Consider the following 26,121-nt stretch of genomic DNA (forward strand, 5'->3'; position numbering starts at 1 on the left):
TTATATTTTTTGATCTAGAGTTATGGATGGTGTCTGTTGATCTTAAGTTTGTTAAAGTTATTAAATAACCGGTTGTTTTGCGAGGTAGTTTTATGTTGAAAATTAAATACAAGTTTGTGGGATTTTTATTCGTGTTTCTGGTGGTGATTATACTGTTCTTTTCTTGGATTTTTAAATTTGTTTTGGGTAATTACGTTGAAAGCTATTACAAGCAACTTACAAGGGGTCAAGTTAGAAGAGCTGCCTTTGCTATTCAAGCTTTGTTGGACACATTTTACATTATTGTCGATGGTACGGGATCTACCCTAGCCCTTGATGCTCTTTATGAGTATTCTTTTTTGAAAAATGGTGGTCGTGTTTTTTCGGGAGCCGAGATAGTTAAAATGAGGGATTATTCTAAAGTAGTGCTTGATACTGTTAAGTTAAATAAGAGATACCGTGAGCGGGTGTATAGGACGTTGGCGGATTTGAAGATAGATACCGTTTATGAGGAATTTGCATTTCTTGACTTTGAGGGGAGGGTAATTGTTACTACAAGACATGAAAATAATATGGACTTTGGACAATCTGAGTCGGGAACCAGATATTTTAAAAGAACTTTAGAAGGTTATAAAAGGGATAAGTTGAATTTTGTTGGTTGGTATACAGGTCTTACTGAGGGTATAGCGGGGGAGGTGGCCTTAAGGTCTCGTCAAAATGAGAAAAGGGCTTTTGCAGTGGTGGTTCCTGTATACTCAGCGGAGGATAAAGTGGTTCTTGGTTATTTGGTGGGTTATTTAGTTAACGATGTTATAAGTAATATTTTGGATAGATCTAGATTTGGTTTTTACAATAGGGGAAATTTACTTTACCTAGACCCAAGTAATCATGGTGTTAACCCCTTAATGGAGTACAATGAGGGCTCGAAGATGAGCTCTCGGTTTATTAGCGCTATAAAGAGCTCTTTGTCTAAGCCCCCAAGGCCAGCCGTTGTGGCAACTGAGGTTCCAGTTTACGAGATTGAGAGGACTTACTTTCCAGAGATGGGATTGGATAATTATTATGCTATGTTGCCGATTGACAGTAAGCTTGGAGAGGAAAGTGGGCTTTTGCTTGCAAGAATTCCATATGAGGATATTTATGGCGTTATTGAAAGTTTGTCTTTAAGATTTGTTATAGCTTCTATTTTGGGTATTGTTGCAATAGTAGCTGTTTTGGCTATGAGGATAGATGTAATTATTAGTCACAGACTGGATTTGATTAGAAATTTAGTAGGTGAGATAGTTCAGGGGAATTTGAATAAAGAACATAATCTTGATGAGAAATATTCTGATGAGCTTGCTTCTTTGGGTATGCAAATTGTTAAAATGAGGGATAATATCGCAGGTGCCATTAGGAGTGTTCTTCGCAACATTAGTTATGTTAATAAGGCAAGTGTTGAGGTTGCCAATTCGAGTCAAAATTTAAGTTCTAGTGCACTACAACAGGCTTCAACGCTCGAAGAGATGTCAGCAAACATTGAACAGATATCTGCTGGGGTCAAAATGAGTGCCAATAATTCTCGTCAAACGGAGCAAATTGCCTTAAAGACTAATGAGAATTCACAGATAGGGGGCAAAGCTGTTGAGGAATCTGTTATAGCTATGCAGGATATTGTTGAGAAGGTCAGTGTTATCGAGGAAATAGCTAGGAAGACCAATTTGCTTGCTTTAAATGCAGCAATTGAAGCTGCGAGAGCTGGGGATGAGGGTAAAGGTTTTGCCGTTGTGGCAAGTGAGATCAGGAAGCTTGCAGATTTGAGCAAGATTTCTGCTCTTGAGATTGGTGAGCTAGTTGAAGAAAACTCTAGAGTTGCTACGGAAGCGGGTTTAATATTTAGGGATATGTTGCCTGAGATAGAGGAAACCACTAATCTTGTTAAGAAAATTTCTGATGAAAGCTCTAACCAGGACGAGCAGATCACTCAGTTTAAGATGGCTCTTGATCAGGTTGGAGAAGTTGTCCAGGCTTCAGCATCAAGTAGTGAGGAACTTTCAAGTATGGCTGAGAAAATGCTTGAAAAGTCCAAAGAGCTCAAAAGTGCAGTTTCTTTTTTCAAAGTTAAAGATATGGATGTTTCTGGTTCTGAAGACTATTTTGGTTTTGCTGAGGAAGATAGCGGTCTTATGTCTGAGGGTGTTACTTCTTTGAGTAAGGATGATAGTTTGTCTTTGGGAGATAGGCAGGATGATGTACATGGTAACTTAACTGTAGGCGATAAGTCTATTAACAAGAGAGTGGATCCGAATAAGGCTATTGATGTGGTCGGTAAGAAACTAAATTTTGATGAAGATTTTTCAGACTTTTAGAATTATTTTTGTAAGAGGTGGTAATGTATGAAACTGAGAGCTAGGATATTGCTTCTTGTTAGTGTTCTTATATCAATTTTTATTTCTGTATTGTTTTTTGTATTTGGAATGTTGATTAGTAATAACTTGACGGATCAACAGCTGAATCTTATGAAGAATCTGATTGGAAATGTAAGGAATTCTTTAGCAATTTATATTTCTTCAATGGAAGAGAGAGTGAAAATTAATTCAACGTACTTAAACTCCTCTTCTAGATTTGAATCAATTTCTGCGCTCAAGTCGAAGAGAATGGAATTCATTATGGAACAGACTGAGATGTTGGTTAAAACAGGTAGCAACATGATGATAACTGATAAGAAGGGCGCCATAGTTTTTACTACTGCTGTTAAAGATAATAGTGATTATGGCATTTCTGTTGCCGATAGGGAATACTTTATTAAGTTAAAGGAATCCAGTTCTGTTTATAACTCCTCTGTGCTTTTAGCAGAACCTGGTTCTATTGAGGAAGGTTTGGTTAAAGGTGTTTCCAAAATAAGGAACAAGGTGGGTCAAATCCCTTACTTAATGATAGGAGTTCCTTTGAGGGATTATGAAACCAGTGACATCCTTGGTTACTTCATGCTTTTTTATGCAACCGATTATGTCTATAACTCTTTTAAAGGGATTAGTTTTGGAGCATTGGGAACCGGGAGAGCAATGGTGTACGATAGGACAGGTGTGTTTCTCATGCATCATACTTGGCTTCCGGGTGATAATTTGACCACCGTTAATCCTTATTATGGTAATGTGGTTAAGGGTACGGCTGATGATTTAATTCAGAAGAATAAAGAGCTTGTTGTTATGCATTATTTTGATCCTAATAATGGGAGGCCGTTTGTTGGGCTTGCTCAAAAGTTGAAAGGCCGGCTGTCTCATTTACCCTTTATAATATTTTTACGGGTTACCTCTGATGATTTTTACTATATGAGTAGACTGACTACTTTGATTTTGGGAGTGGGTTTTGTAGTGACTTTGTTGACGCTTGGCCTGGTTACAATTTATCTTGTATCTAAACTTAGTTCCTCTTTAAATGGGGTTTTGAGCTATTCTGAAAGGTTGGCTTCTGGAGATTTTACTGCCACAGATAATCCTTTAAAATGGGAAACTTTAGAGCTTCATAGGCTATATGAGAACCTAGAGCTTTTAAGAACTAGTTTTTCATCTATAGCAAAGGGAGTTATTGAAAATCTTGACTATCTTTATGAGAATGCAATTCAGATAGCAAATGCAAGTCAAAATTTAAGTTCCGGGGCGGTAGAACAAGCTTCTACATTGGAAGAAATGACGGCAAACATTGAACAAATATCTCAAGGTGTTTCTGAGAATACTGAGAGTGCATCTACTACGGAGAATATTGCTGTTAATACCAATGAAAGGACAAAGAGTGGGCATAAATCTGTTGTGAAAGCCATTAAAGCAATGGAGGTTATTACAGATAAGATAGGGATTATAGATGAGATAACAAGACAAACTAATTTGCTTGCTTTAAATGCTTCTATTGAGGCTGCTAGGGTAGGAGAGAAGGGTAAGGGCTTTGAAGTTGTTGCCGCAGAGGTTAGGAAGCTTGCCGACCAGAGCAAAGATTCTGCTAGGGAAATTATTGATATAGCAAACAGGAGCTTGACTATTGCAAGTAAAGCAGGCAACAATTTTGAGCAGATTGTTCCTGGCATGGAAGAGACAGCCAGACTTGTTAAGAATATTACTAAAGAGAGTTCTAATCAGAGTAATCAGATAGGACAATTTAAGAATGCGATAGAGCAGGTTAGTCAATTGGTACAAACAACAGCATCAAGTAGTGAGGAATTGTCAGCAATGTCTGAAAAGATGCTAGAAAGTGTTAAAGACTTGAAAGAATCTGTTGATTACTTTAAGGTTGATAAATAGGGTTTGTTTTGGTGCTGCTATCTGCTACGTGGGGGAGTGTGTTTTTAAAACTTTAAGGATTTTGCCTCCCCCCAGGCACTCGTCTTCTTGATAAAATATACAGAACTGCCCTGGAGAGATTCCGTGGTCTTCTTCTTGTAGGGATACTTGTATGATATCGTCCTCCAGCATGTTTACTCTGCATTTCGTTTTGTTCTCTCCGTGTCTTATTTTGACGCTCAAATTTTCAAAATCTGGTGGTTTATTTATCCAGTTCGTTCTGTGGATCAGAAAATTTTTTTTCCCCTGCTTTGGGTGATTTTTACTGTTGGATATGTAAATGATATTGTTTTTAATATCCTTTTCCGTCACGAACCATGGACCGTTGCCCAGCTTTATACCTTTTCTTTGTCCGATCGTAAAGAACCAATAACCACTGTGAGTTCCAAGTATTTTACCCGTTTCCTGTTCGATGATGTCACCCTCAAGTTCTCCTAAATGATATTTGACAAATTCATCGTATTTTATTTTTCCTAGAAAACAAATCCCTTGACTATCTTTTCTGTTTTTATTGGGAAGGTCTATTCTTTGTGCTAACTCCCTTACCTCAGTCTTTGTCAGATCTCCTAGGGGGAAGTGTAGTCTTGATAGCTGTTCTCCGGATAGGTTAGATAAAAAGTAACTTTGATCTTTTATTTTGTCTTTGGCCTGTTTAAGTATGTAATGATTGTTCTTATTCTCAATTTTGGCATAATGACCTGTGACCACCAAATCATAACTCTTATTGATTTTATCAAAAAAAGCACCGAATTTGATTCTCGTATTACAAAATATGTCCGGACTAGGTGTGTTTCCGATTCTTAATTCTTCGATAGCATAAGTTACTACCCTTTTGTAATACTCATCTTGTAGATTGATAACGTCGTACGGTACATTAAATTTTTTGCACACGGCCTCCACATAATCAATGTCTTCCTTCCAAGGACATTCTCCGATGTAGGAAAGTTCATCCTCAAGCCATACTTTTATATAAAAGCATGTCACATGCTTACACCCTCTTTTTATCATTTCATAAAGAGCCACAGAGCTGTCTACTCCGCCAGACAAAAGTACTGCTATTCTCATAATGTATTTCTTTTCGAATTATATCACATTGATTTTGATGTTTTTATGATCTATAGTATAATGTCTGCAAATCCACTTTGTTAGGGGGGGCGATGCGAGTAGGGATAAGTGATATTAGAGTTTTTTTGCCTCTTAATTATTTGGGGTTTTCTGTTCTTTTAGAGAATCCCCTATATAGGGCTGATAGTAATTTTTTTAGAAAATTCAATATGGCAATAGATTCGACCCTTCAGAGAGGATTTAGATTTACAAGTCCTAATGAAGATAGTGTTACTATGGCTAGTTCTGCTGTTAAACTTATTTTTGACAATAATGATCTTGATTTGGAAAAGCTAAGGGTGTTTTTGGGTGGAACTGAAACGGGAGTAGATTATTCAAAATCAATTTCGTCTTACGTTCAGGGGTCTCTTGAGTCTGCTGGTATTTACTTGAAGAATAATTTTTTAAGCTATCAAGTACAGCATGCGTGTGCAGGTGCCGTGCTTTCTTTGCACAGCGCTGCAAGTATTTTAAGTCATCTAGACAAGTCTGAATATGGGGTGATATTTTCTAGTGATATTGCACATTACAGTAGGCTTACTACAGCTGAGATTACTCAGGGAGCTGGGGCTGTGGCTGTTCTTGTTGAACAGAATCCTAGGGTGTTATCTATTAATTTGTCCGAATTTGGGGTTTATACGGATGATGTCGATGATTTTTTTAGGCCTTTTGGAAGCCTTGAGGCAAGAGTAAAAGGGCGTTATTCTATTGAATGCTACAATAGAGCAAATGAAGAGGCCTTGGCGAATTTTGCGTATAAGAAAAATATGAGTATTAAAGACCTATTTTCTAGGTATAGATTTATTTTACATGTGCCTTTTGCAAAGATGCCTATAGATTCAATGCACTATATTTTGAGGAAATATTATAGTGAGGATGAGTCTATATGTAATGCTTATTTGGATTCGATAGATTTTTATGATTCTATTGAGGCTTCCAGAGAAGTTGGAAATTTGTATACAGGTTCAATATTCTTATCTTTGGTTTCTTATTTAAATAGAGTGTTTTCAAAGAAAGATATTAGTGGAGGAAAAATACTCCTTTGTTCCTATGGTTCTGGTAATATTATGGTTGTTTATGAGCTTATGGTTGAGGAAGATGCTTATTCTGTTGTTAAGACTTGGAATGTCGATAAAATTTTGTCCATAAGGCACGATGCGAATTTTGATGAATATAAGGATTTTTTGGAAAATAAGATGGTTCCCAGCGAATCTGATGGGTTTTATTTAAAAGAAATTAGAGAAGATGGATACCGAGTTTATGGGTATCGAGCCTAATATATTAAAGAATAAGAGAAGACATATTGGGATTTGTTTAAATAAGTTAGATGTTAGCAAAAGTGATAGCCTTTTGGGTCTTGTTAATTTGAAACATGATGCGCTTAGTGAGCTTGATTTTGACGAGATAGATACTAGTGAGAGCATATTTGGCTATAAGATTGCCATGCCCGTTTTTGTGTCATCGATGACAGGAGGCGTTAGAGAAGGAAATATACTGAATAGGTCTCTTGTTAAAATTTCAAATGATTTAAAAATTCCAATGAGTTTAGGCTCTTTTAAACTTTTGTTTAAATATCCCGAATATATTAAAGATTTTACTTTAAGAAAATATGCTGATGATATTCCGTTATTTTCAAATATTGGTGCCACTCAGGTAAGAGAATTTGGAACTTTGAAAATAACTGAAATGAATAAGAGGCTTGAGGTTGACGCTGTGGTTGTCCACTTGAATACGGGACAAGAATTAATGAATTCTATGGGAGAGAGGAGTTTTAAGGGAATAAAGGATGCGATTGCTAGGCTTTGTTCTTCATCAAATTTACCAGTAATTGTTAAGGAAACGGGTTTTGGAATGTTACCTGAATCAGTTGTTAGCTTGTTAAACCTTGGAGTGTCTTATGTAGATCTTGCGGGTAGCGGTGGAACTAATTGGGTTTTGGTTGAGGGGATTAAAGAAGAAAATTTAGGTGTTTCTTCTTGTTTCTCTAATTGGGGCATAGCTTCAGTTTTAACATTAATGAGTATTAATGACTCCCATAAGGATAAAGTTTTTGCGTCGGGTGGGTATGAATCTGGAATAGATATTGCAAAGGGAATTGCCCTTGGAGCTAAATTAGTGGGAGTCGCATCTGCTATCCTTAGAGCTTTTTGTGCTGGTGGTGAAGATGGTTTGTATAAGCTTTTAAGAGATTATGAATATGTTTTAAAAATGGCCATGCTTTTAAGTAATAGCAAAAATACAACAGAGCTTAGGGCAAACAAATATTATTTAAGTTATCCCTTATCACTGAATTTAAAACAATTCAAAGATTTTATATGAGACTTAGTGAAAATTTTAGGAAGAAAAGTACTACAGAAAAAAAAGAAGAAATAAAAAGCCTTTTAAAGATAGGTGGGGGTGATTTTTTCTATGATTCTGTTGATGAAGATTTTCTTTTCAGCATGATAGAGAATTATGTTGGCTATTTATCCCTGCCCGTTGGTATTGTTAAGAATTTAAGGATAAATAGTAAATGTTACGCTATCCCCATTGCCACAGAAGAATCTTCAGTTATAGCTGCATTAAATGGAGCAGCTAAAGTGTTCAGAAATGCTAATTTGGAGTATTCTGTGGGTGAGGTATTAGGAATTGCTCAAATTTATATCAAGACAGATAAAGATTTAAGCAATGCAATGCTTGCCCTTTTTGATAAAGTTGATGCCTGGTCTAGCTCTATTTTACGCAATATGAATGAGAGGGGTGGAGGATTTAGAAGGATTTCAACTAGGTTTATTGGTGAAATTGGTATTCAAAAGTTAAATATTTACGTTGATGTTTGCGATAGTATGGGTTCAAATTTGCTTAATTCAGTAGCTGAGAGGGTGGCTTATCATCTTACTTTAGAGTTTGGATATGAGTGTATTTTAAAAATTTTAAGCAATGATTTAGATGATTTTACTGTAAAGGCTAATTTCAGGTTAAATATTGGGGAGTTGCTTGAAGATAGGCAAAAGTCTTTAATTTTGGCTCAAAATATTTCTCTTATTTCCAGGATAGGCTTTTTTGAAGAAGAACGTGCTGTTACTAACAATAAGGGTGTTATGAATGGCATTACGGGTTTGTGTATGGCAACGCTTAATGATACAAGAGCTCTTGAGGCTTGCATACATAAGTTTGCATCAAAGAGCGGCAAGTATCTACCTCTTAGTAAATTTTATGTTTCGGGTGATAATTTGGTTGGTGAGATTGAACTTCCTTTGCAAGTTGGGGTTAAGGGAGGAGCTGTAAGTACCCATGAAGCGGGTGTGCTGAGCTTTAAGATTATGGGAATAGATTGTAAAAAGGAGTTTATGGGGGTTCTCTCTTGTGTAGGGCTTGCAAGTAATTTTGCAGCCTTAAAGGCTCTTGCTCTTGATGGAATTCAAAGTGGGCATATGAGATTACATGTTAATAAAATTTTATATATGATTGAAAGGGATTATAATATCTCCAGTGATGAGAGAGAAAAAATATTATTGAGGATGAAGCGTAGTGAGATTTATTCTCTTGATTTTGGTCTTAAGATTTTGAAGGAACTAAGGGGAATATGAAGGTTGGGTGTAGGGTTAATGCTAGTTTAGCATTAATTAAGTATTGGGGGAAAAGGGATAATTTCTTTAATTTGCCAGCTACGTCCAGTATTGCTGTGAGTGTTGATAAATTTTATTCAACAAGTGAGCTTGAGATTTCAAATAGGGATGAGATAGTTTTAAATTCAAAGATGGTTGTCTTACAAGAGAGGGAGAAGAGATTTTTCAATTATGCAAGAAAAATCTTAAATGAGCCGTCTGTTGGTTTTAAGGTTAGTAGTGAAAATAATTTCCCAACAGCCGCGGGGCTTGCAAGTTCAAGTTCTGGGTTTGCGTCTATTTCTGCCTGTATTTTAAAGTATTTTAATCAATATTCTCATCAAAAAGCTTCAGAACTTGCAAGAATAGGGTCGGCTTCAGGAGCCAGGGCTATTTATGGTGGATTTACGATTTTTAAGGAAGGAGCTAGAAGTGCATTTCATGTAAATAGTTCAAACCATTTTGATGATTTGTGTATAATATTTTCTATAGTTGATAGGAGCGAAAAGGAGATTTCCTCAAGAGCTGCCATGAAGCTTTGCATGCAGAACAAGTTTTATTGGGATGCCTGGATTGAGTCTAGCCGGGAGATATTTAAGGAAGCCTTGTATTTTTTTTTAAAAGGTGACTTTTGCAGACTTGGACCCAATATTGTGAAGAGTTATCAATGTATGTTTGCTTTAATGTTGTCATCCTCTATCATTTATTTTAAAAGTAATACTATAGAGTTGATAAAATATGTTAATGCTCTTAGGAATAGTGGTATTCCTGTTTTTGAGACAATGGATGCTGGACCACAGGTGAAGATATTTTGCTTGAAAAAAGATTTAGAATTGATTTTAGATGGACTTAGTAAAAATTTTAGAGATGTTGATTTCATTGTCTCAAGAGTTGGCAGTGGTTTAAAATGGATTTAATTAATTTCTCTGTACCTGGTAATTTACTCTTAATGGGTGAGTATTCTATTTTGGAAGAGGGTGGTCTGGGTCTCTCAATAGCGATTAGTGAGAGGGCTTATTTTACTCTTAAAAGGAGTAATAAGTGGCGCTTTTTTAGCAAAAAAACCAAAGCAGAGGATTTTGTTCTAGTAGAAAATGAAGATGATTTCGTTTTTAAAATGTTTAGATATTTAAAACAAAGGTATTTTATTGACCTAGAAGATGTTCCTTGTGATGTTTACATTGACACTAGTGTTTTTTTTTTAGCTGGTGGCGTGAAGAAGGGATTTGGGTCTAGTGCCGTTGTTGCTGTTGGAGTTGTTTGTGGTATTTTTTTACTGACGGGTGACGTTATTTATCCCAAAAAGGATAAAATTTTTACTTGTTGTCTAGAAGCTTATAGATATGCCCAAGGGGGTATGGGCAGTGGATACGATATTGTCACTAGCATCTTTGGTGGTGTTGTTCAATTTAAAGGAGGGAATATTCCCACATATAAGTTTTTAAAGAAGATGGACCTTAGTGATTTTTATTTAATGCAGGGCAGTAAGGGAGTGAAAACCACCAGTGCGATTATTAAATACGGCGAGCATAGAGCCTCTTTGATTGATTTTATAGAAAGTATGAATAATGTGATGAGGGAAATTGTCCCTAGCTCTAGTAATTCTTATTCTTGTTTTCTGTCTAGTTTAGAGAAAGCAAAGAAAATAGGATTAGAAATTGGCAAAAGGATAGGAGTTTCAGCTGATTTACCATTAAATCTTGCTTATCTTGAAAATGAGTGTGCTTTAATTAAGGCTTTGGGAGCTGGTAACGAAACTTTTTTAGTTCACAAACCAAATTTTGAAGTTTTTGATCAATTCAATCTCAGTTCAATAAATTTAGATTTGGATGGTGTAAGACTTTAAAAGTGAATGTTTGTAATAAAAAAACCTTCTAAAATATTGTTAATAGGCGAACATAGTGCTGTTTATGGTTTTCCAGTTATTGGCACAACAATACCTCTTTATATGCATTTAGTATATACCTTTTCTAATTCTTGGAAGTATTTAGGGGTTTCTTCTTTAAAAATAGATAAGGTAGTGCATTTTATTAAAAATAGATTTAGTAAAGTTAAACCCATTGAATTTTTAATATTTTCAGAGATTCCAGTTGGAGTTGGTCTTGGGTCTTCTGCTAGTCTTAGTTTATGCTTTGCCGAGTATGTTTTAACGCATGATGAATATAGGAAGTGCGATAAAATTTTGTTGGCACGTGAAATTGAAAATGTTTTCCATGGCAGGTCTTCTGGTATGGATATTTTGCTAATTGAGTCAAATGGATCCTTTTATTTAGAAAATGAGAATAATACTTTGATTACTGAAAAAATAGAACCTTGTAATTTCTACTTTCTAGTAGGAGCAGTAAGAAGAGAGGTTGAAACGAGTAGAATAATATCTGATTTAAATCATAAAATAGCTCTTAATAACAGGCTATTTGAGATTATTGAAGAATTAGGATCTGTTGCTAGGGATTCTTATTCTGCTTTTTGTAGGCGAGATTTTTCTTCATTAGTAAATAACATAAATACTGCAAATGATTGCTTAACGTCTTTGGGTGTATCCTCAGATATTCTTGATTATATAATAAAAAGAGGGAAAGAATTTAAAGCTCTCGCTGGCAAGTTGAGCGGTGCAGGGCGAGGCGGAGCTTTTATTTTGGCCTTTAAAGATGAACACGACACTAGAACGGCCTTAAAAGAACTAGGCAAGGACCTAGAGAAAAACAACATTAGTCCAATTTTAAAGCTCAGAGTTTTTAAGTTTTAAGCCCCAGCCAAGGGTACCCCAGCCGCCATCAAAACAAGTCTTAAAAGGGAACTTTGGGTTCAGAGGGAGTCGAACCCCCGACATCCTGCTTGTAAGGCAGGCGCTCTGACCAACTGAGCTATGAACCCCTCTACATTAATAGACATTATAAAGGATATGTTTTATTCATGTCAATTTGTTTGAAATTTTTCTCCAAAGATGATTATGAATATGTTTTTATTGTTTTGCGTACTTACAATGTGGCCACCCATTCTGCTTGTATCCTTATTTAGAAGAGCTTCTTTGTGGGGTGGGCTGCTAAGCCAAGCATCTATTATATCTCTAACACCCATACCCGCCGCTAGGATTTCTTTTGTCCTGCAAAAATGTTTGTCGTATTTTTTAACTCTTTGCAATGGAGTTGTGCTAAAAAGAGTGTGGGTTAATACATTATGTTTGCTAAGGTTTGTCACGTATTCTTTTGCGACTATCTCAAGAGTTTTATCTATTTCTAATTTTTTCAAGTCTAGACTGTCCCTTAATTCATGAATTGAAGAGTACAGAAATTGTAGGTTTTTATCCGCACTTAATGGTATAGATTGGGTTGCAAGGGTTAAAACAATTAAAATAAATTTTCTTTGCATAATTACCCTACCTATACTAAAATGGTACTATCATACCATATATCTAACTGATCTTAATAGGGGGACAACATGTTAAATCATTTAGATTATTTAAAAGAAGATTACTTGAAAAAGATAAACCGGAAGCTTCAAGAACTGTCATCGGGTCTTCATGTTTTTTATTCTAATTTAAGGGGTATTCATTGGAATATAAAGGGTGTTAATTTTTTTGTTATGCATAAGAGGACACAAAAGCTTTATGAGTACATTGCAGAGGTTATTGATGTTTTAGCTGAGAGATCTAGAGCATTGGGTTGTGATTCTGAATTTAGATACTCTGAATTTGCTAAAAGCTCTTTTATTAAGGAACTTAGCATAGAATCAACCTCAAATTTTGATCTTTCAGTAAAGAGCATTGTTAATGATCTTGAAGTCATTCTTGGAACTATCTTTGAGATAAGAGGTATTGTTGAAGATGCATCTGATTATGGATCGGCTAATATTTTAGATGATATTATGGCCGCTCTTGAAAAATATTTATGGATGTATAGATCTTTGCTGGGGCATTGTGGATGTTCATGCTGTGAGGATAAATGTTGTAAGGAAAAGCATTAGTCTTGTGGTATGATACGGGGGTAAGTTTAGAATTGTTTTATATGTGTTGATTGGTAGTATAATCGTATTTAATTTATGTAAAGCTATAGTAAGTCTATAGCTTTAGTCTTTTGTTCGAGGTCGTTATGGAAATTAGGAATATTGGGATTATGGCGCATATTGATGCTGGGAAAACTACTACTACGGAGAGGATAATATATTATACTGGAAAAACTCATAAGATAGGAAATGTTGATTCTGGCAATACCATTACTGACTGGATGGCACAGGAGCAAGATAGGGGTATTACAATCAGCTCTGCTGCTATTACTTGTTATTGGCGGCAGCATCAGATAAATATTATTGATACTCCTGGACATGTTGATTTTACGGCTGAGGTAGAAAGATCTCTTCGTGTGCTTGATGGAGGGGTTGTTATTTTTAGTGCTGTTGATGGGGTACAGGCACAAACGGAAACGGTGTGGAAGCAAGCTTCAAAATATAATATCCCGAGACTTGCTTATATTAATAAAATGGACAGGGTAGGTGCTGATTTTTTAAAAGTTGTCGAAGATATAAAAAGCAAGTTTAATATTATTCCAATAATTTTGCAGATTCCAATTGGAAGTGAAAATAATTTTGAAGGGATAATAGATATTATTCGAAATAGGGAATTACGCTTTGAGTTTGAAGAAGGTAGGCCGGTTGTTATTGAGAGTAAAATTCGCGGAGAGCTTACGGAAGATGTTAGAGTTTTTAAAGAGAGGTTAATAGATTCCCTTGGTGATTTTAGTGAAAGGATTGCTGATCTTTTCCTTGAAAATTGTGAGATTGACGATTCTATTATAGTAGAAGAGATCAGAAAGAACACTATTAATGGATCCATTATTCCTGTTTTAATAGGAACTAGCCTTAAGAATATTGGAATAGAGCCTTTAATGGATGCGATTGTGGATTATCTTCCAGGTCCTTTCGAGAAAAGTTTTAATGCGTATTCTTTAAAAGAGAAGAAAGATATACTAATTGATCCTAGGAATGAGGAAAGGTTATCGGCTCTCGTATTTAAAGTTCAATATTTTAGTGCGATTGCTGCACATCTTTATTTCATTAGGGTGTATGCAGGAGAAATTAATTCATCGAAAAAGGTTATTAATGCTGTTAGGAATAAGATCGAAAAGTTTACAAGAATTTTTAGGGTTTTTTCAAACAAAAATGAGCAGATTGATGGGGTGAGAGCAGGGGATATTGGAGCAGTTATTGGACTCAAGCACTCTGTAACAGGAGATACTCTTGTTGAGGAAGGGAACGAAATTTTACTTGAGCCTTTAGTGTTTCCAGAGCCAGTTGTATTAATCTCTATTGAGCCAGAAAGGACATCTGATGATTGCAGGCTTAAAGAAGTTCTTGAGATAATAGCCAGGGAAGATCCTACTTTTAGTTATAGAGAAAGCAAGGAAACAGGGCAGTTGCTTATATCCGGGATGGGTGAATTACATCTTGATATCATTATTACAAGAATTAGAGATGAGTTTAAACTTAACGTTTATATGGGAAAACCTCAGGTGAGTTATAGGGAGAGTTTGAGTTTAAAGATTGATGATGTATTTGAGTTTAGCAATATTTTTGCAGGTAAAGAGCTTGATTTAAAAATTGGCATAGCTGTTGCGCCTCTAGACAGGGGCTCGGGTAATAGAATTGATTTTGAATGTGATATTGAGCCTTTGTTCAGGGCCGCAATACTTAAAGGGATTACTTCTTCCCTTTCAAGTGGCGTTATTGGATATCCTATTATAGACACAGAAGTTAAGATTACTTCATTAAATTGTGATAAGGGTAAGATTAGTGAGTTTGCTATTGAGTCAATAGCAGGGCTTGCGTTTCATGAATTTTTTAAAAAAGCGAGTCCTATTAAGCTAGAACCTATAATGATGCTGGAGATTAGAGTTCCCGTTGAATATACCGGAGAAGTGGTTTCTACATTAAATTATGTTGGTGGAATTATTCATGCCATTAGTAGTACTGAGGATTGTGAGATAATAAAGGCCGAGGCAGCTTTTGAAAAACTTTTTGGATATACTTCTACTCTCAGAAGCTCTACTAAGGGAAGGGGAACCTTTACTATGGAATTTTCTTACTTTAGGGAGAAGTGGGATTGATTATTGTTGAAAATGTTGTATCTATTAGGGTAAAACATTTTGTTTTTATTAAAAATAATCAATTAAGGAGCGTTTTAGTATGTCAAGTAAGTCTTATTTTGATGGGGGCGTTTGTGAATCAATTTGTGTATATGTTGGTGCGGCCGTTATTACTTGTTTTACCCTCGGATTTTGTTTTCCTTGGGCTTATTGTATGGTGTGCAAGTTTCATGTTGATCACACTGTTATTGAAGGACGTCGTTTGAAGTTTGAAGAAGATGGTGCAAATCTTTTGGGGCATTGGATCATCTGGTGGGTTTTTTGTGTTATTACTCTTGGGATTTATGCTTTGTGGATGGGAGTTAAGGTTGAAAAATGGAAAGTTGAACATACACGTTTTGCAGATTGATTTTTAATTGCAAAAATGTAGGTTTAGTTTTCCATTTTAGTTTTGGTTTTATTGTTTAAGGTATGTTCCGTGTGTGCCCAAATTAGTGTGCACGGTTCGTGTTTTTTTGTGTACTCGTTTTTTATTTTTTGGAGCACTAGGACTTTATGCTTGATAGTGGGCTTTAGTGTTTGAGTATTTTGCCGGGATTAATAATTAATTAGAATATAATTTTAGTCTTTAAAAAAGAGATTTTTTGTCTTTTAAGTTCTACTAGAATATTATGGTGATTTTTTGATATCATGTCTTATTATTAATATTTTTTTATTTTAAAAATAAAGGAGGTTATGTTATGCAAGGTGAGAACATGGTTTCAATCAGAGGTGGAAATAGGAAAAAAATACTCCTTAGCTTGAAGAATATGCAGTATTCAAGAACAGATTTAGCCCGTAGGTTATCATTAACGAATGCTGCTGTTACAATTCTTACTAATCAGATGATTAAGGAGAATATTTTAGTTGAGGTTGGTTCAAAGGAAACGGATATTAAAAAACATGGGCGAAAAGAAATACTTCTTGATATTAACAAGGATTTTGCATATTCGATGGGAGTAATTATCTCGAGTAATTATTTTCAAATAGGAATTGCAAATCTTAAGTGTGAAGTTTTGATAAGCGAAACTTATTCTTTTGAACCGCCGGTCAGTGCTTATGAAATTTTAGAAAAAATTAAAGATCACATGATCGAGATTATATGGAAGCATAATTTTTCAAGAGATAAGTTTATTGGATTAGGGTTTAGTATTACTGGAATAATTAAGGATAGGGAATCTGGGATTGTTAATGATAGCCATGGAGCATGGATTGAAAGAGATGTCCCTGTTAAAGCTATACTGGAGGAATATTTTTCACTCACAGTATATCTTGAAAGTTATGTTAAAAACCTTTCTCTTGCTGAATTTATGGGCAAAAATGTTGATAATATCATGTTTTTTGATTATACGGATACTGCTGAGCTCTCCATTTGGTCTGAGGGTAATGTTTACTCTGGATTTAATAATAAATCTGGTATGGTTAGTCACATGGTCATTGATTATGGGGGTGAGAAAAATTGTCCTACTTGTGGAAATAAGGGGTGTGTTAATATGTTAATATCCAATTTTGCTCTCCAGCGTTTAATATCGAAAGAGTTTATGAATGGAGAGATCCCTGAACTTTATGACAAGTATGAAGGCAGACTTAAGAAAGTTACTATATATGATATTTTTTCTCTTCATGAAAAATATGAATTTGTGCGGAAAATAATGGAGGATACAGTAAAGTATTTAGCGATAGTTATAATCAATATTCAAAGGATTCTTGATTTTAATTATTTGGTGCTTTATGGACAAAGTTTTAAGCTTAAAAGTTTTTTTGACTTATTAAAGGAGGAAATAAAGAAGTTAAATAAAGAGAGTATTGTATTAAAGCTTAGCTCTCTTGATACAGAAGTGTCAGTTATTGGGCCCGCGTCTAGCGTTATTTTTAATAAGTTTTATTTAACAGGAGGAGATATTGATTAATGTTTTCTTTTTTTGTATCTTATACCTTGTGACATTTTGCGAATGAGGATAGTTTTTAGTGTTTGGTGAGCTAGGGATAGGTTTTAAGAATTTTGTAGGGTATATCTCTGGAAGATCTGTAATAGGTGAGAGGAATATTGAGGAGGCGGTACGCACTATTAAGAATGCTCTGGTTGATGCGGATGTCAATTTGAGGGTGGTGAGGCGTTTTATAAATTCCATTGCCGAAGAGGCGAGGGGAATTAAGGTTTTAAGGAATGTTGATCCTGGGTCTCAGTTTGTTAAGATTGTTAATGATAGGCTTGTAGATTTTTTGGGGGATAGGCATTCTGAACTTATTTTAAATCCTGTTAACAGGCAATCGTGTATTTTGATGGTTGGGCTTCAGGGGTCTGGGAAGACTACAACTTGTGTGAAACTTGCGATGCGACTTAAGAAAGAAAATAGGAAGGTTCTTCTTGTGGCTGGGGATACTTTTAGGGCAGCCGCAGCTAGCCAGTTAAGGATTTTGGGAGATCAGATTGGTGTTTCTGTTTTTTCTCTTGAAGGAGAGACGGATCCTGTTAGGGTTGTAAGAGGAGCTATTAGATATGCTAAAGTGAAGCTTTTTGATACTGTTATAGTAGATACTCGGGGTCGTCTTGAGGTTGAAGAGCTGTTGTTAAGGGAAGTGAAAGAAATTAAGGAAATGCTGCTTCCTGTGGAGACAGTTTTGGTGGCGGATGCTATGACGGGTCAGGTTGCTGCAAATGTTGCAAAGGAGTTTAATGATAGTGTAGGGATTACGGGTGTAATTTTTACAAAGTTTGATTCTGATTCTAGGGGTGGGGCGGTTATGTCTCTTAAGACTATTTGTGGGGCTCCTATCAAATTTGTGGGTGTTGGGGAGAGGCCAGAAGATCTTGATATTTTTTATCCAGATAGGGTTGCTTCACGAATTTTGGGTATGGGAGATGTTGTGAGTCTTGTGGAGAAAGCCCAGTCTGTTATAGATAGAGAAGAAGCTTTAGAGCTTGAAGAGAAAATTAGAAAATCTGGATTTAATTTTGAGGATTACTTGAGTCAATTTAAATACTTAAGAAATATGGGGGGTGTTTCTAGTTTGATGGGGATGCTTCCGGGTGTTTCTTCTGAAATATTGGGTTCTAGGATTAGTGAAGGGGAGCTTAAGAGGGAGGAGGCTATTATTTATTCTATGACTAGGAAGGAGAGATTGAATCCTGTTTTTTTAAATAATCCTTCGAGGAAGAGGAGAGTAGCTTTAGGAAGTGGGACTACAGTTTTTGAGGTAAATAGACTTATTAAAAAGTTTAGTCAGACAACTTTGGCGATGAAAAAAATGAAAAATAAAAGCTTTCAGAATAAGATAGCATCTCTTTTGGGAGGAAAAGGAGGAATGATAAATTGAGTGTTAGGATAAGATTGAAGAGGATGGGCGCAAAGAAGAGGCCTTATTATAGGATTGTAGTGATGGATTCTGCTTCGCCCAGAGATGGACGGGCTATTGAGGAACTTGGTTACTATCATCCTGTTGAAAAGCAAAATCAGACTAAAATAAACGAGGATAGATTTAAAGATTGGGTGAGTAAGGGGGCTATTCCAAGCGATACAGTTAAGAGACTTTTAAATAAAAATAGATTTAAGGTGGAGGATTAGGAGGACTTGATGAAAGAGTACGGTAATGAAATAGAACTTATAGATTTTGTTGTAAAATCTCTTGTGGATAAGCGGGATGAGGTTAAGCTGAATGTGGTCGAAGGCGAGAAGTCAACTATTTTGGAATTAAGGGTTGCTACGAGTGATGTTGGAAAGATAATAGGAAGAAGGGGTCGCATTGCAAGGGCTATAAGGACGCTACTCAGTGCATGTGCTGCAAAGACAAATAGGAGAGTTCAGCTAGAAATTTTGGACTAATTTATGTTTGTAAAAGGCGTAATAATGTCGTCTTATGGAATTAATGGTTATGTCAAGGTTAAGAATGTGTCCAATGGTTTTGAGGAGTTTTTAGGATTAAAGGGGAATAGTTTAGTTTTGAGGAAGGGGTTTTGTTCTTCAATCGAGGTTAGGGTTGAAAATGTGACTCTAGCTAATGGTGTGCCGTTGTTAAAGTTTGAGGGATTTGATTCTCCTGAGAGCGTTAGGAATTTGGTTGGTTTTGAGTTGTGGGTGGGTGATGAGCTTGCATCTCAATTGGAGGAAGGTGAGTATTATTTTGGAAAACTTATTGGCTATAGCGTTGTCAACGATGGGAAAGAGTTGGGGGTTGTTGTTTCTTTTTTGGAGTGCGGGAACTGCGCTCTTCTTGAAGTTAATACAGGAGTTAGACTGTTTTTTATACCTTTTTTAGATGTTTACCTTGGTGAGATTGATATGGGGTTGAAAACTATCGAGCTTAAAGTGTTAGAACTTTTAGAATGAAAATTACAATTCTTTCTTTGTTTCCGTCGATAATTACTCCGTTCTTTGAAAGTTCAATAATGAGGAAAGTTGTGGATAGGGGTATTTTGAGGTACGAGCTTGTCTCTATTCGTGATTTTTCTAATGATAAGCATAAAAGATGTGATGACACCTCTTATGGCGGTGGGGCGGGGATGGTTTTAAAGGCTCAGCCTGTATCGGATGCTCTTGATTATGTGAATTCAAGGGAAAAAACTACGATATTTTTAACTCCGTCTGGGGTAAAATATAGTCAGAAATTGGCATATGACTTGTCAAGAGAAAAGGAACTTGTTATAATCTGTGGGAGGTATGAGGGACTTGATCAGCGTGTGGTTGATTTGTATGTTGATCTTGAAATTTCAGTTGGAGATTATGTGCTTTCTTCGGGTGAAGTTGCTGCTCTTGTTTTAATAGATAGCATATATAGGTTGTTGGATGGTGTAATAAACCCGAAATCCTTGGTTGAGGAGTCTTTTGGCGGTGTATATGGTTTGCTTGAATACCCTCATTATACTAGGCCTTATGAATTTAGGGGACTGGAGGTCCCTGTCGTTCTTCTTTCGGGGCATCATGAGGAAATAAAGAGGTGGAGGTTTGGTAAGGCTGTCGAAAAGACGAGGAAGAATCGGTATGATTTGTACCTTAAGTATTTAGAAATTAGGGGAGAAGATGATGGATCTAATAAGGCAAATTGAGGCTAGAGGGAAGAGAACGGAAGTTTTTGGTTTCAGAGTAGGAGACACTGTACGTGTTGTTTATAGGATTATTGAGGGAAGTAATGAGAGGACACAGAATTTTGAAGGTCTTGTTATTTCTATTCAAAACAAGGGTATTGGGAGGACTTTTTTAGTTAGAAAGATTTCCTCGGGGATTGGAGTTGAAAAGATGTTTCCGATTCATTCTCCTATTATAGAGAAGGTTCAAGTTTTAAAGCGAGGGAAGGTGAGAAAAGCTAAACTTTACTATATGAGGGGTAGGATTGGTAAGGCTGCTATGAAGGTAAAGGAGCGTACTTATGTTAAGAACATATAAAAATTGATAAAAGATACTATTGAATTTTTGTGGAATAAGTACCTTGGTTTTCTTTCATTCTTGATTTGATTCAGTTTGTCTTATGGGGTTAGTTGCGGGTCATTTTTCACTTGTGCTTGGGTTTGTTCTTGTTCGAGGTTTTTGGGATTGTGTTAGACTGGGATGTCGTGTTTGAGTGATAGGAAGGGAGTGGTGGCTCTGGTTCATGGTGTATTGATTTTATGCTGCCCTAGTCGGTCTTAATAAGAAGGGTGCTTGTTCTGCTGTGGTGATTTAGGAGATAGTAGTTGAAGTCTGAGGGAATTAAGGGAAATCGGGCAGATTTTCGAAAAACCAGTAGGATCCCATACTGGAAGAGAAAAAGATCCGAGTCTGGTGTTAAGAAACAAAAGAGTAGGTCTTTTGGTGATAGTGACAAGTCTGGTAGTGCTCATTTTAACAAAATGGGAAATCACAAGACTAATAGGCCGTTAGAAAAGAGATTTAGAACTCGATTAGTTGATAAAAAGGTTTGTCCTATGTGTGAGAAGCAAATCAAGGATATTGCTTCTTGTATGTCTGTGAGTTTTGACAATGAATGCAAGCCTATACATTTTAATTGTGCTGTTAATAAGATAAGAACGGATAATAACCTCTTAAAGGGTGAAGATTTGGTATACAGGGGTATTGGTAAGTTTTTTGTTGTAAACAGGCTTATTAGAGGGAATAATTTACCTTTTAAAATAATTAGGGAAATTGATTTTGAAAATTTGGAGGATCGTCCTGTTTGGCGAAAAAAAGTCTTTGAGGAGATGAGTAAAGGATTTAGATTTTATTGATTATGAGAATAGCAGTGTTTCCTGGCTCATTTGATCCCATTACTTGGGGGCATATTGATTTAGTCAAAAGGGCATCGTTTATTTTCGATGAGGTTATTGTTCTTGTCGCTAAAAATAGTAATAAAAGTTATTTGTTTAGCGATGCTGAGAGGTATGAGCTTACTTGTGAGGTTATGAGATCTTTATCCATTTCGAAGGTATTTGTGGATAGACACGATGGATTGGTTGTTGATTATGCTCTAAGGAATGGTGTTGGTTTTATTGTAAGAGGTATTAGGGCTTTTCATGATTTTGAGTGTGAGTTTGAGAGATATGTTATTAATAGCAAACTTAGCTCTGCGGTGGATACAGTTTTTTTGCCAAGCAGCACTAAGTATTTATTTGTGAGATCGGATTTTGTTAAAGAATTAATAAAAAATAAAAATTTTGATCTTTCTAGCTTTGTTCCGGAGCTAGTCCAAAATAAGTTAAAATTCAAGTTTGTTGACAAATGGTCTTAATAATATATATATTATTAAGATAAATTTGTTGTTTGTGAGGAGACAAGAAAATGGCCGTTCCGAAGTTTAAGCCTTCAAAGTCTAGAAGTAGGACGAGGCGTAGTATAAATATGAGAAAAAAAGTGCCACAGCTGCAGGAATGTTCGAACTGTGGCAACCTTGGGGTGAGGCATAGACTTTGCTTGAAGTGTGGTTATTACAGAAATAATCAGTACCTAGAGTTGGGTTTATAGGTAGGACGAGGATTGTATATTTATGGAACAAAGTGAAATTTTTAAGAAGATTAGGTCTATTATATCTGAGCAGCTTGATAAGAGAGAAGATGAGATCAATATGGAGTCTAGATTTGTTGAAGATCTTGGGGCGGATAGTCTTGACATTTATGAGCTTTTGTATTTACTAGAGGAAGCGTTTGATGATAAGATTCCAGAAAATGAGGCCAGTGAATTTGAGACGGTAGGTGATGTTGTCACCTTTATCGAGAAGAGGAAGGATTGACTAAAAGGGGTTCTGTTAAGATGAAGTTTGAGGAGGGGCGGAGGAAGCAATTAGATGAATTTTTGGTAAGTTTGCATATTGACTTTAGTGATTTTGGTTTGCTAAATACGGCTTTAAGTCATTCGTCATATGCTAATGAGCTAGATCAAAGATCCATTAATAATGAAAGATTGGAATTTTTGGGGGATTCTGTTCTCAACCTTATTATCACGGATTACTTATATAGGTTATACCCCGATAAGAGCGAGGGGGAGCTTAGTAAAGCTAGGTCTTACATTGTCAGTGAGGAGTCTCTTTCTAGTATTGCTAGGGAGCTTGATCTTGGAAGTTATATATTGCTTGGCAGAGGGGAGGAGAGCAATGATGGGCGTAATAAGAAGGGTATTCTTGCTGATGCTATTGAGGCTTTTGTTGGTGCTCTTTATCTTGATGGTGGGTTTTTAAAAGCTTCAGCTTTTGTTGTAGGGCTTTTTGATATTCATATAAAGTTGATGTTTAATCGTGGGGATTTTAAGGACTATAAAAGTCTTCTTCAGGAATATGTTCAAAAAAAATATAAAATTTCACCCAGTTACAAATTAGCTAAAGAAGTGGGACCAGACCATAATAAGGTTTTTTGCGTGGAGCTTTACGTCAACGATAAGTTTATATCAAATGGCAGAGGGAAATCTAAAAAAGAAGCTGAGATGAGAGCTGCTGAGATGGCGCTTAAGAATGTTGATAGTATTGATCTTTAACTTTTTTTACATATTTTATTAGAGTTTCTTTTCTGTTTAGCTCAGGGTTGTTTAACACTTTTTTTAATAGGTCGTTTAAGATTTGACCGATGTTTTTGTCGTCTGTTGTTTTGAGTTTTTTGATTTCGTGGCCATTTATTGCTAGTTCTTTAATAGATAGAGGGTTGTTTGTTAGGTTTTTGCTTTTTATTTTACTCAATATGAGTTTAAGCTTATGGTTCTTACCCCTAAGAGCTTTGTATATATCAAGTATTTCTTTGTAGCTTTCTTTGGTTGCTTTGCTTAAGAGTATTCTGATATCTCCTGGCGTTTTTATTTTAAGAGTTTGAATTTCATTAAAGATGCATTTATAGAACAAGATTAATTTTATATCTTTGTTTGAGAATTTTAAGAATCTTAAAGTTTCTCTTAAGGATGAGATGTCTTTTTTGATCGTAAGAACAACTATTGCTTTTAGATAAAAATTTTTTTTGTCTAAAAGTTTAATTTTATTTTTTAATTTTTTATTTATTTCCATATTAAAGAAGTACTTGAAAAAATTTACTTTTTGTAGGTAGTTAATGCCCTTTATTGGATTTTTTCCTTCTAAAAGTTTAATAAATTCGTTGTTTATTCTTTCCTTCGATAAGAATAAAACGTTTTCTTTTTTGTATTTCATAGATATTAATGTTTGCTTATCTATCTTAAAGCCAAGAGTAGATGCAAATCTTGATGCTCTTAATATTCTGAGAGCATCTTCTTCAAACCTTCTGTTAGGGTCACCTATGCACTTGATTATTTTTTTGTTAATATCTCTTTTACCATTGTAACGATCTATTACTTGTTTGTTGAGTATGTTCATTGCAATTGAGTTTATTGTAAAATCTCTTCTTTTTAGGTCTTCGTTTAAGTTTTTTGTAAATTCTATTTTGTGGGGAGATCTTTTATTTTTATATTCTTTATCTATTCTATAGGTTGTAACTTCAAAAATTTTTTTATTAAAGATTATACTTATTGTTCCATGCTTAACACCTGTTTTTATGTTGTTTGGAAATAGTTTCATTATTTCTTCCGGGGTTGCATTAGTTGTAAAATCAAAATCATAAGGTGTCCTCTTAAGAAGCAGATCTCTTAAGGCCCCTCCTACTAGGAAAAATTCATAGTTGTTATTACTAAAAATTTTACCAATTCTTATTATGTCTTTGCTATTGGAACCTAAATTCATATCAAAATATACCATGTTGAGATACTACTTTTCGAGAGCAGACTGCAATTCTAATTTATCTTTAAAGTTATAAGAAGTATTTGTTGGATTTTGATTTAGTTTTTATAAATGAGGTTTTATGAGTAAGATTGAGATTGATATACATGATTCCATTGATAAGCTTTCTAAGGAAACGAGGATGAGGCTAATAAAAGAAATTAAAAAAAACCTAAGCTTAAATTCTTCTGGATTATTCATAAATAATTTCGATCGTTTGGATTCAGATTCTGTATCACGGGCTGAAAGTTTTCTATCAGATCACTTGGTGGGAGAGCCTTTTTTGATAAGGATATGGATATATGTTTTACACTTTTTCCAAAGAGAAGTTAGTAGAGAAGAGATCTATAAGACTTATTTTCTAAAAAATTTAGAAAATAAAGTAAATAAGAGTTGCAAAAATCCTGTAATAGATTTTAAGAGGGGCATTCTGTATATGGGTTTTGTAGAAATGTTTTTTGGATTTTATCGTTATTCTGTGAAGCTTAAGAAATTTTTTAAGATTTTAGATGATAGAAATGTTGTTGAACAGGCAATTTTTGAAGTTATTAATAGTAAAATCCCTAATTTTGAGCATAAAATCAAGGATTTTGTGGATGAAGAAGAATATGAGAAGTATTTGAAAAAAAACAAAAGTCTGAATGAACTAGAGGATAGCATTAAAACAAAAATTAATGCTTACCTTAACTCAATTCCTCTGCAAACCTATAAAACTGTGGAAGATATATTTGAGTTTTTTTATGTACTAAACAGCGTTGCATTTTTTCCTTACAAGTCTTTTTTTTCTTTCTTTGATATAGAGTTTTTAGATGATGCAAATTTAAACATTACTAACTTTAATGGTTCAGGCAGTGCTAGTTTTGAAAGTGTTGATAAGTATTTTAATTGTTTCTTTGACCTTTTGCATACTTTAGGACGTATTGAGGTAAATGAAGAAATCTTGAAGATTATTGTTAGAAATTATTTTTTAACAATAGATTCAAATAAGGTTAATGTTTTTGGGGAAGAGGGGGTTTTAAAGTTTGATATAATTTATAAAAATGTTTTAAGCATTATGTCAAAGGTTATAAGTCTGGCAAAATCTTTGCCTTATTTGGAAATATTTAAACTTTATTATAAAAATCCGATTTTACAGCCTAATAAGTGTGTTTCTTCTCTAGATTTGAAAAGTTTTTATGAAAATATTTTGTTCTTAAACGTTAGTGGTCAAATTGTTAGAAATCATGTTATGGATTTAAAGAATCTTGCTAATAAAGAAATTAAAAATTTAATTAAGAATCATAGCGTCATTACGGAGTTAAGTAGTGCAATCTTTGTAGGTCTTGAAATTGGATATTCTAATTTCAAGAAACTTTACTTTCTTAATGAGTTTTTTAAAACTGTTTATGACGTAAGAATGATTGAGGTGTTAAAAGCCGTGAATAACGTGGTACTAGTAACTAGTGTTGAGATAAGAAGCTCCTACGTCGCTCTTGAGAAGGGTATTGATGCTTTAAGAAGAGAGGTCTGTGATTTTTATTTTAAAATTAATAATAAAAATGAAGAGTATGAGAGATGTATGCAAGAAGGAATTGACGATTCTTGTAGAAGCGAGATTTTGGAGTGGTGCTTGAATGAAAGTTGCTATCTTGAAAAATTAGTTCTTAATTTTGTAGATTTTTTTACTGACCTCAGAAAAAAATATATTCTCCTCTTGGAGAATAATAATGCTTTCATACAGAGTGCTCTAGGCGTTTCTTATAAATTGTCTATAGGAGATAACGAAAAAATTAGTCTAGCTCACGTTATTAGTAATGTAGTACCTCTTATAGATCAAACTCTTTTTATACTTGGGAGTTTGTAATTATT

The 26,121-nt window shown here is 35.0% G+C and carries 27 protein-coding genes and 1 tRNA gene; 24 read left to right on the forward strand and 4 right to left on the reverse strand.

Translation table 11 applies throughout. From position 1 onward, the window contains the following. Positions 1-92 precede the first annotated feature (92 nt). A complete protein-coding gene (locus LKV13_RS03450; protein ID WP_229089391.1) occupies positions 93-2,327 on the forward strand; it encodes a methyl-accepting chemotaxis protein in 2,235 nt (744 codons plus the stop codon). A 27-nt stretch (positions 2,328-2,354) separates the two neighbouring features. Next, positions 2,355-4,253 carry a methyl-accepting chemotaxis protein gene (locus LKV13_RS03455; RefSeq protein WP_229089393.1) on the forward strand — a complete coding sequence of 633 codons (1,899 nt, stop codon included), beginning with the start codon at positions 2,355-2,357 and terminating at the stop codon, positions 4,251-4,253. Positions 4,254-4,277: 24 nt separating this feature from the next. Here LKV13_RS03455 and mnmA read toward each other — a convergent pair whose 3' ends face one another. After that, positions 4,278-5,357 (reverse strand): tRNA 2-thiouridine(34) synthase MnmA, encoded by a 1,080-nt coding sequence (gene mnmA, locus LKV13_RS03460; protein ID WP_229089394.1) that lies wholly within the window; start codon positions 5,355-5,357, stop codon positions 4,278-4,280. A gap of 92 nt (positions 5,358-5,449) precedes the next feature. Here mnmA and LKV13_RS03465 point away from each other — a divergent pair, with 92 nt between their 5' ends. From LKV13_RS03465 to mvk, 6 genes are read left to right on the forward strand one after another with little or no spacing between them, the layout of a single operon-like run. After that, a complete protein-coding gene (locus LKV13_RS03465) occupies positions 5,450-6,673 on the forward strand; it encodes a hydroxymethylglutaryl-CoA synthase (protein ID WP_229089396.1) in 1,224 nt (407 codons plus the stop codon). After that, positions 6,657-7,715, forward strand: a complete 1,059-nt coding sequence (gene fni, locus LKV13_RS03470; RefSeq protein ID WP_229089398.1) for a type 2 isopentenyl-diphosphate Delta-isomerase — start codon at positions 6,657-6,659, stop codon at positions 7,713-7,715. The genes LKV13_RS03465 and fni overlap by 17 nt, the downstream gene beginning before the upstream one ends. Continuing rightward, on the forward strand, positions 7,712-8,965 hold the full coding sequence (locus LKV13_RS03475; protein ID WP_229089400.1) for a hydroxymethylglutaryl-CoA reductase, degradative: 1,254 nt from the start codon (positions 7,712-7,714) through the stop codon (positions 8,963-8,965). Before fni ends, LKV13_RS03475 begins: the two co-directional genes overlap by 4 nt. Beyond that, entirely contained in the window at positions 8,962-9,900 is a 939-nt protein-coding gene (gene mvaD / locus LKV13_RS03480) for a diphosphomevalonate decarboxylase (RefSeq protein ID WP_229089404.1), read from the forward strand. Before LKV13_RS03475 ends, mvaD begins: the two co-directional genes overlap by 4 nt. Continuing rightward, positions 9,891-10,829: a GHMP family kinase ATP-binding protein gene (locus tag LKV13_RS03485; protein ID WP_229089409.1), complete on the forward strand. Its 939-nt coding sequence runs from the start codon at positions 9,891-9,893 to the stop codon at positions 10,827-10,829. The genes mvaD and LKV13_RS03485 overlap by 10 nt, the downstream gene beginning before the upstream one ends. 6 nt (positions 10,830-10,835) lie before the next feature. Continuing rightward, complete coding sequence (gene mvk, locus LKV13_RS03490) at positions 10,836-11,729, forward strand: mevalonate kinase (protein ID WP_229089410.1); 894 nt, start codon at positions 10,836-10,838, stop codon at positions 11,727-11,729. 54 nt (positions 11,730-11,783) lie between these two features. Here mvk and LKV13_RS03495 read toward each other — a convergent pair. Both LKV13_RS03495 and LKV13_RS03500 read right to left on the reverse strand, forming a co-directional pair. After that, positions 11,784-11,857 (reverse strand) — tRNA-Val (locus LKV13_RS03495). Between the two features lie 42 nt (positions 11,858-11,899). Next, complete coding sequence (locus tag LKV13_RS03500; RefSeq protein WP_229089412.1) at positions 11,900-12,352, reverse strand: CAP domain-containing protein; 453 nt, start codon at positions 12,350-12,352, stop codon at positions 11,900-11,902. A gap of 69 nt (positions 12,353-12,421) precedes the next feature. Between LKV13_RS03500 and LKV13_RS03505 the strand changes: the two genes are divergently transcribed. The 15 genes from LKV13_RS03505 (at position 12,422) to rnc (ending at position 23,033) form a co-directional block, all read left to right on the forward strand. Further along, positions 12,422-12,946: a Dps family protein gene (locus LKV13_RS03505; protein ID WP_229089413.1), complete on the forward strand. Its 525-nt coding sequence runs from the start codon at positions 12,422-12,424 to the stop codon at positions 12,944-12,946. A gap of 125 nt (positions 12,947-13,071) precedes the next feature. Then, a complete protein-coding gene (gene fusA, locus LKV13_RS03510; protein WP_229089415.1) occupies positions 13,072-15,081 on the forward strand; it encodes an elongation factor G in 2,010 nt (669 codons plus the stop codon). Between the two features lie 79 nt (positions 15,082-15,160). Next, positions 15,161-15,469: a DUF898 domain-containing protein gene (locus tag LKV13_RS03515; RefSeq protein WP_229089418.1), complete on the forward strand. Its 309-nt coding sequence runs from the start codon at positions 15,161-15,163 to the stop codon at positions 15,467-15,469. A 331-nt stretch (positions 15,470-15,800) separates the two neighbouring features. After that, complete coding sequence (gene badR, locus LKV13_RS03520; protein ID WP_229089419.1) at positions 15,801-17,009, forward strand: host adaptation transcriptional regulator BadR; 1,209 nt, start codon at positions 15,801-15,803, stop codon at positions 17,007-17,009. 58 nt (positions 17,010-17,067) lie between these two features. Further along, positions 17,068-18,417, forward strand: coding sequence for a signal recognition particle protein (ffh, locus tag LKV13_RS03525; protein WP_229089420.1), 1,350 nt, complete (start codon positions 17,068-17,070; stop codon positions 18,415-18,417). Then, positions 18,414-18,665: a 30S ribosomal protein S16 gene (gene rpsP, locus LKV13_RS03530; protein WP_229089422.1), complete on the forward strand. Its 252-nt coding sequence runs from the start codon at positions 18,414-18,416 to the stop codon at positions 18,663-18,665. Before ffh ends, rpsP begins: the two co-directional genes overlap by 4 nt. Before the next feature lie 9 nt (positions 18,666-18,674). Next, entirely contained in the window at positions 18,675-18,923 is a 249-nt protein-coding gene (locus LKV13_RS03535) for a KH domain-containing protein (protein ID WP_229089428.1), read from the forward strand. A 3-nt stretch (positions 18,924-18,926) separates the two neighbouring features. Beyond that, positions 18,927-19,427 (forward strand): ribosome maturation factor RimM, encoded by a 501-nt coding sequence (gene rimM / locus LKV13_RS03540; protein ID WP_229089430.1) that lies wholly within the window; start codon positions 18,927-18,929, stop codon positions 19,425-19,427. After that, the gene (gene trmD / locus LKV13_RS03545; protein WP_229089432.1) at positions 19,424-20,143 is read left to right on the forward strand and encodes a tRNA (guanosine(37)-N1)-methyltransferase TrmD; all 720 of its coding nucleotides are present in this window, start codon (positions 19,424-19,426) and stop codon (positions 20,141-20,143) included. Before rimM ends, trmD begins: the two co-directional genes overlap by 4 nt. Continuing rightward, the gene (gene rplS, locus LKV13_RS03550; RefSeq protein WP_229089733.1) at positions 20,121-20,480 is read left to right on the forward strand and encodes a 50S ribosomal protein L19; all 360 of its coding nucleotides are present in this window, start codon (positions 20,121-20,123) and stop codon (positions 20,478-20,480) included. Before trmD ends, rplS begins: the two co-directional genes overlap by 23 nt. A gap of 287 nt (positions 20,481-20,767) precedes the next feature. Then, positions 20,768-21,298 carry a hypothetical protein gene (locus tag LKV13_RS03555; protein ID WP_229089434.1) on the forward strand — a complete coding sequence of 177 codons (531 nt, stop codon included), beginning with the start codon at positions 20,768-20,770 and terminating at the stop codon, positions 21,296-21,298. Between the two features lie 2 nt (positions 21,299-21,300). After that, positions 21,301-21,798, forward strand: a complete 498-nt coding sequence (gene coaD, locus LKV13_RS03560; RefSeq protein ID WP_229089436.1) for a pantetheine-phosphate adenylyltransferase — start codon at positions 21,301-21,303, stop codon at positions 21,796-21,798. 50 nt (positions 21,799-21,848) lie between these two features. Next, positions 21,849-22,031 carry a 50S ribosomal protein L32 gene (gene rpmF / locus LKV13_RS03565; protein ID WP_229089439.1) on the forward strand — a complete coding sequence of 61 codons (183 nt, stop codon included), beginning with the start codon at positions 21,849-21,851 and terminating at the stop codon, positions 22,029-22,031. A gap of 22 nt (positions 22,032-22,053) precedes the next feature. Beyond that, positions 22,054-22,296: an acyl carrier protein gene (gene acpP, locus LKV13_RS03570; RefSeq protein ID WP_229089441.1), complete on the forward strand. Its 243-nt coding sequence runs from the start codon at positions 22,054-22,056 to the stop codon at positions 22,294-22,296. A 20-nt stretch (positions 22,297-22,316) separates the two neighbouring features. Continuing rightward, complete coding sequence (rnc, locus tag LKV13_RS03575; protein WP_229089442.1) at positions 22,317-23,033, forward strand: ribonuclease III; 717 nt, start codon at positions 22,317-22,319, stop codon at positions 23,031-23,033. Here the strand turns inward: rnc and LKV13_RS03580 are convergent. Continuing rightward, entirely contained in the window at positions 23,005-24,237 is a 1,233-nt protein-coding gene (locus LKV13_RS03580; RefSeq protein WP_306701198.1) for a CCA tRNA nucleotidyltransferase, read from the reverse strand. The two genes, rnc and LKV13_RS03580, sit on opposite strands and share 29 nt — an antisense overlap. Before the next feature lie 118 nt (positions 24,238-24,355). On the opposite strand from LKV13_RS03580, the gene LKV13_RS03585 reads away from it, so the two are divergent. Continuing rightward, positions 24,356-26,116 (forward strand): DUF5312 domain-containing protein, encoded by a 1,761-nt coding sequence (locus tag LKV13_RS03585; RefSeq protein WP_229089448.1) that lies wholly within the window; start codon positions 24,356-24,358, stop codon positions 26,114-26,116. The last annotated feature ends 5 nt before the right edge of the window (positions 26,117-26,121 follow it).

Source organism: Candidatus Borrelia undatumii, from assembly GCF_020882015.2.
GTDB lineage: Bacteria > Spirochaetota > Spirochaetia > Borreliales > Borreliaceae > Borrelia.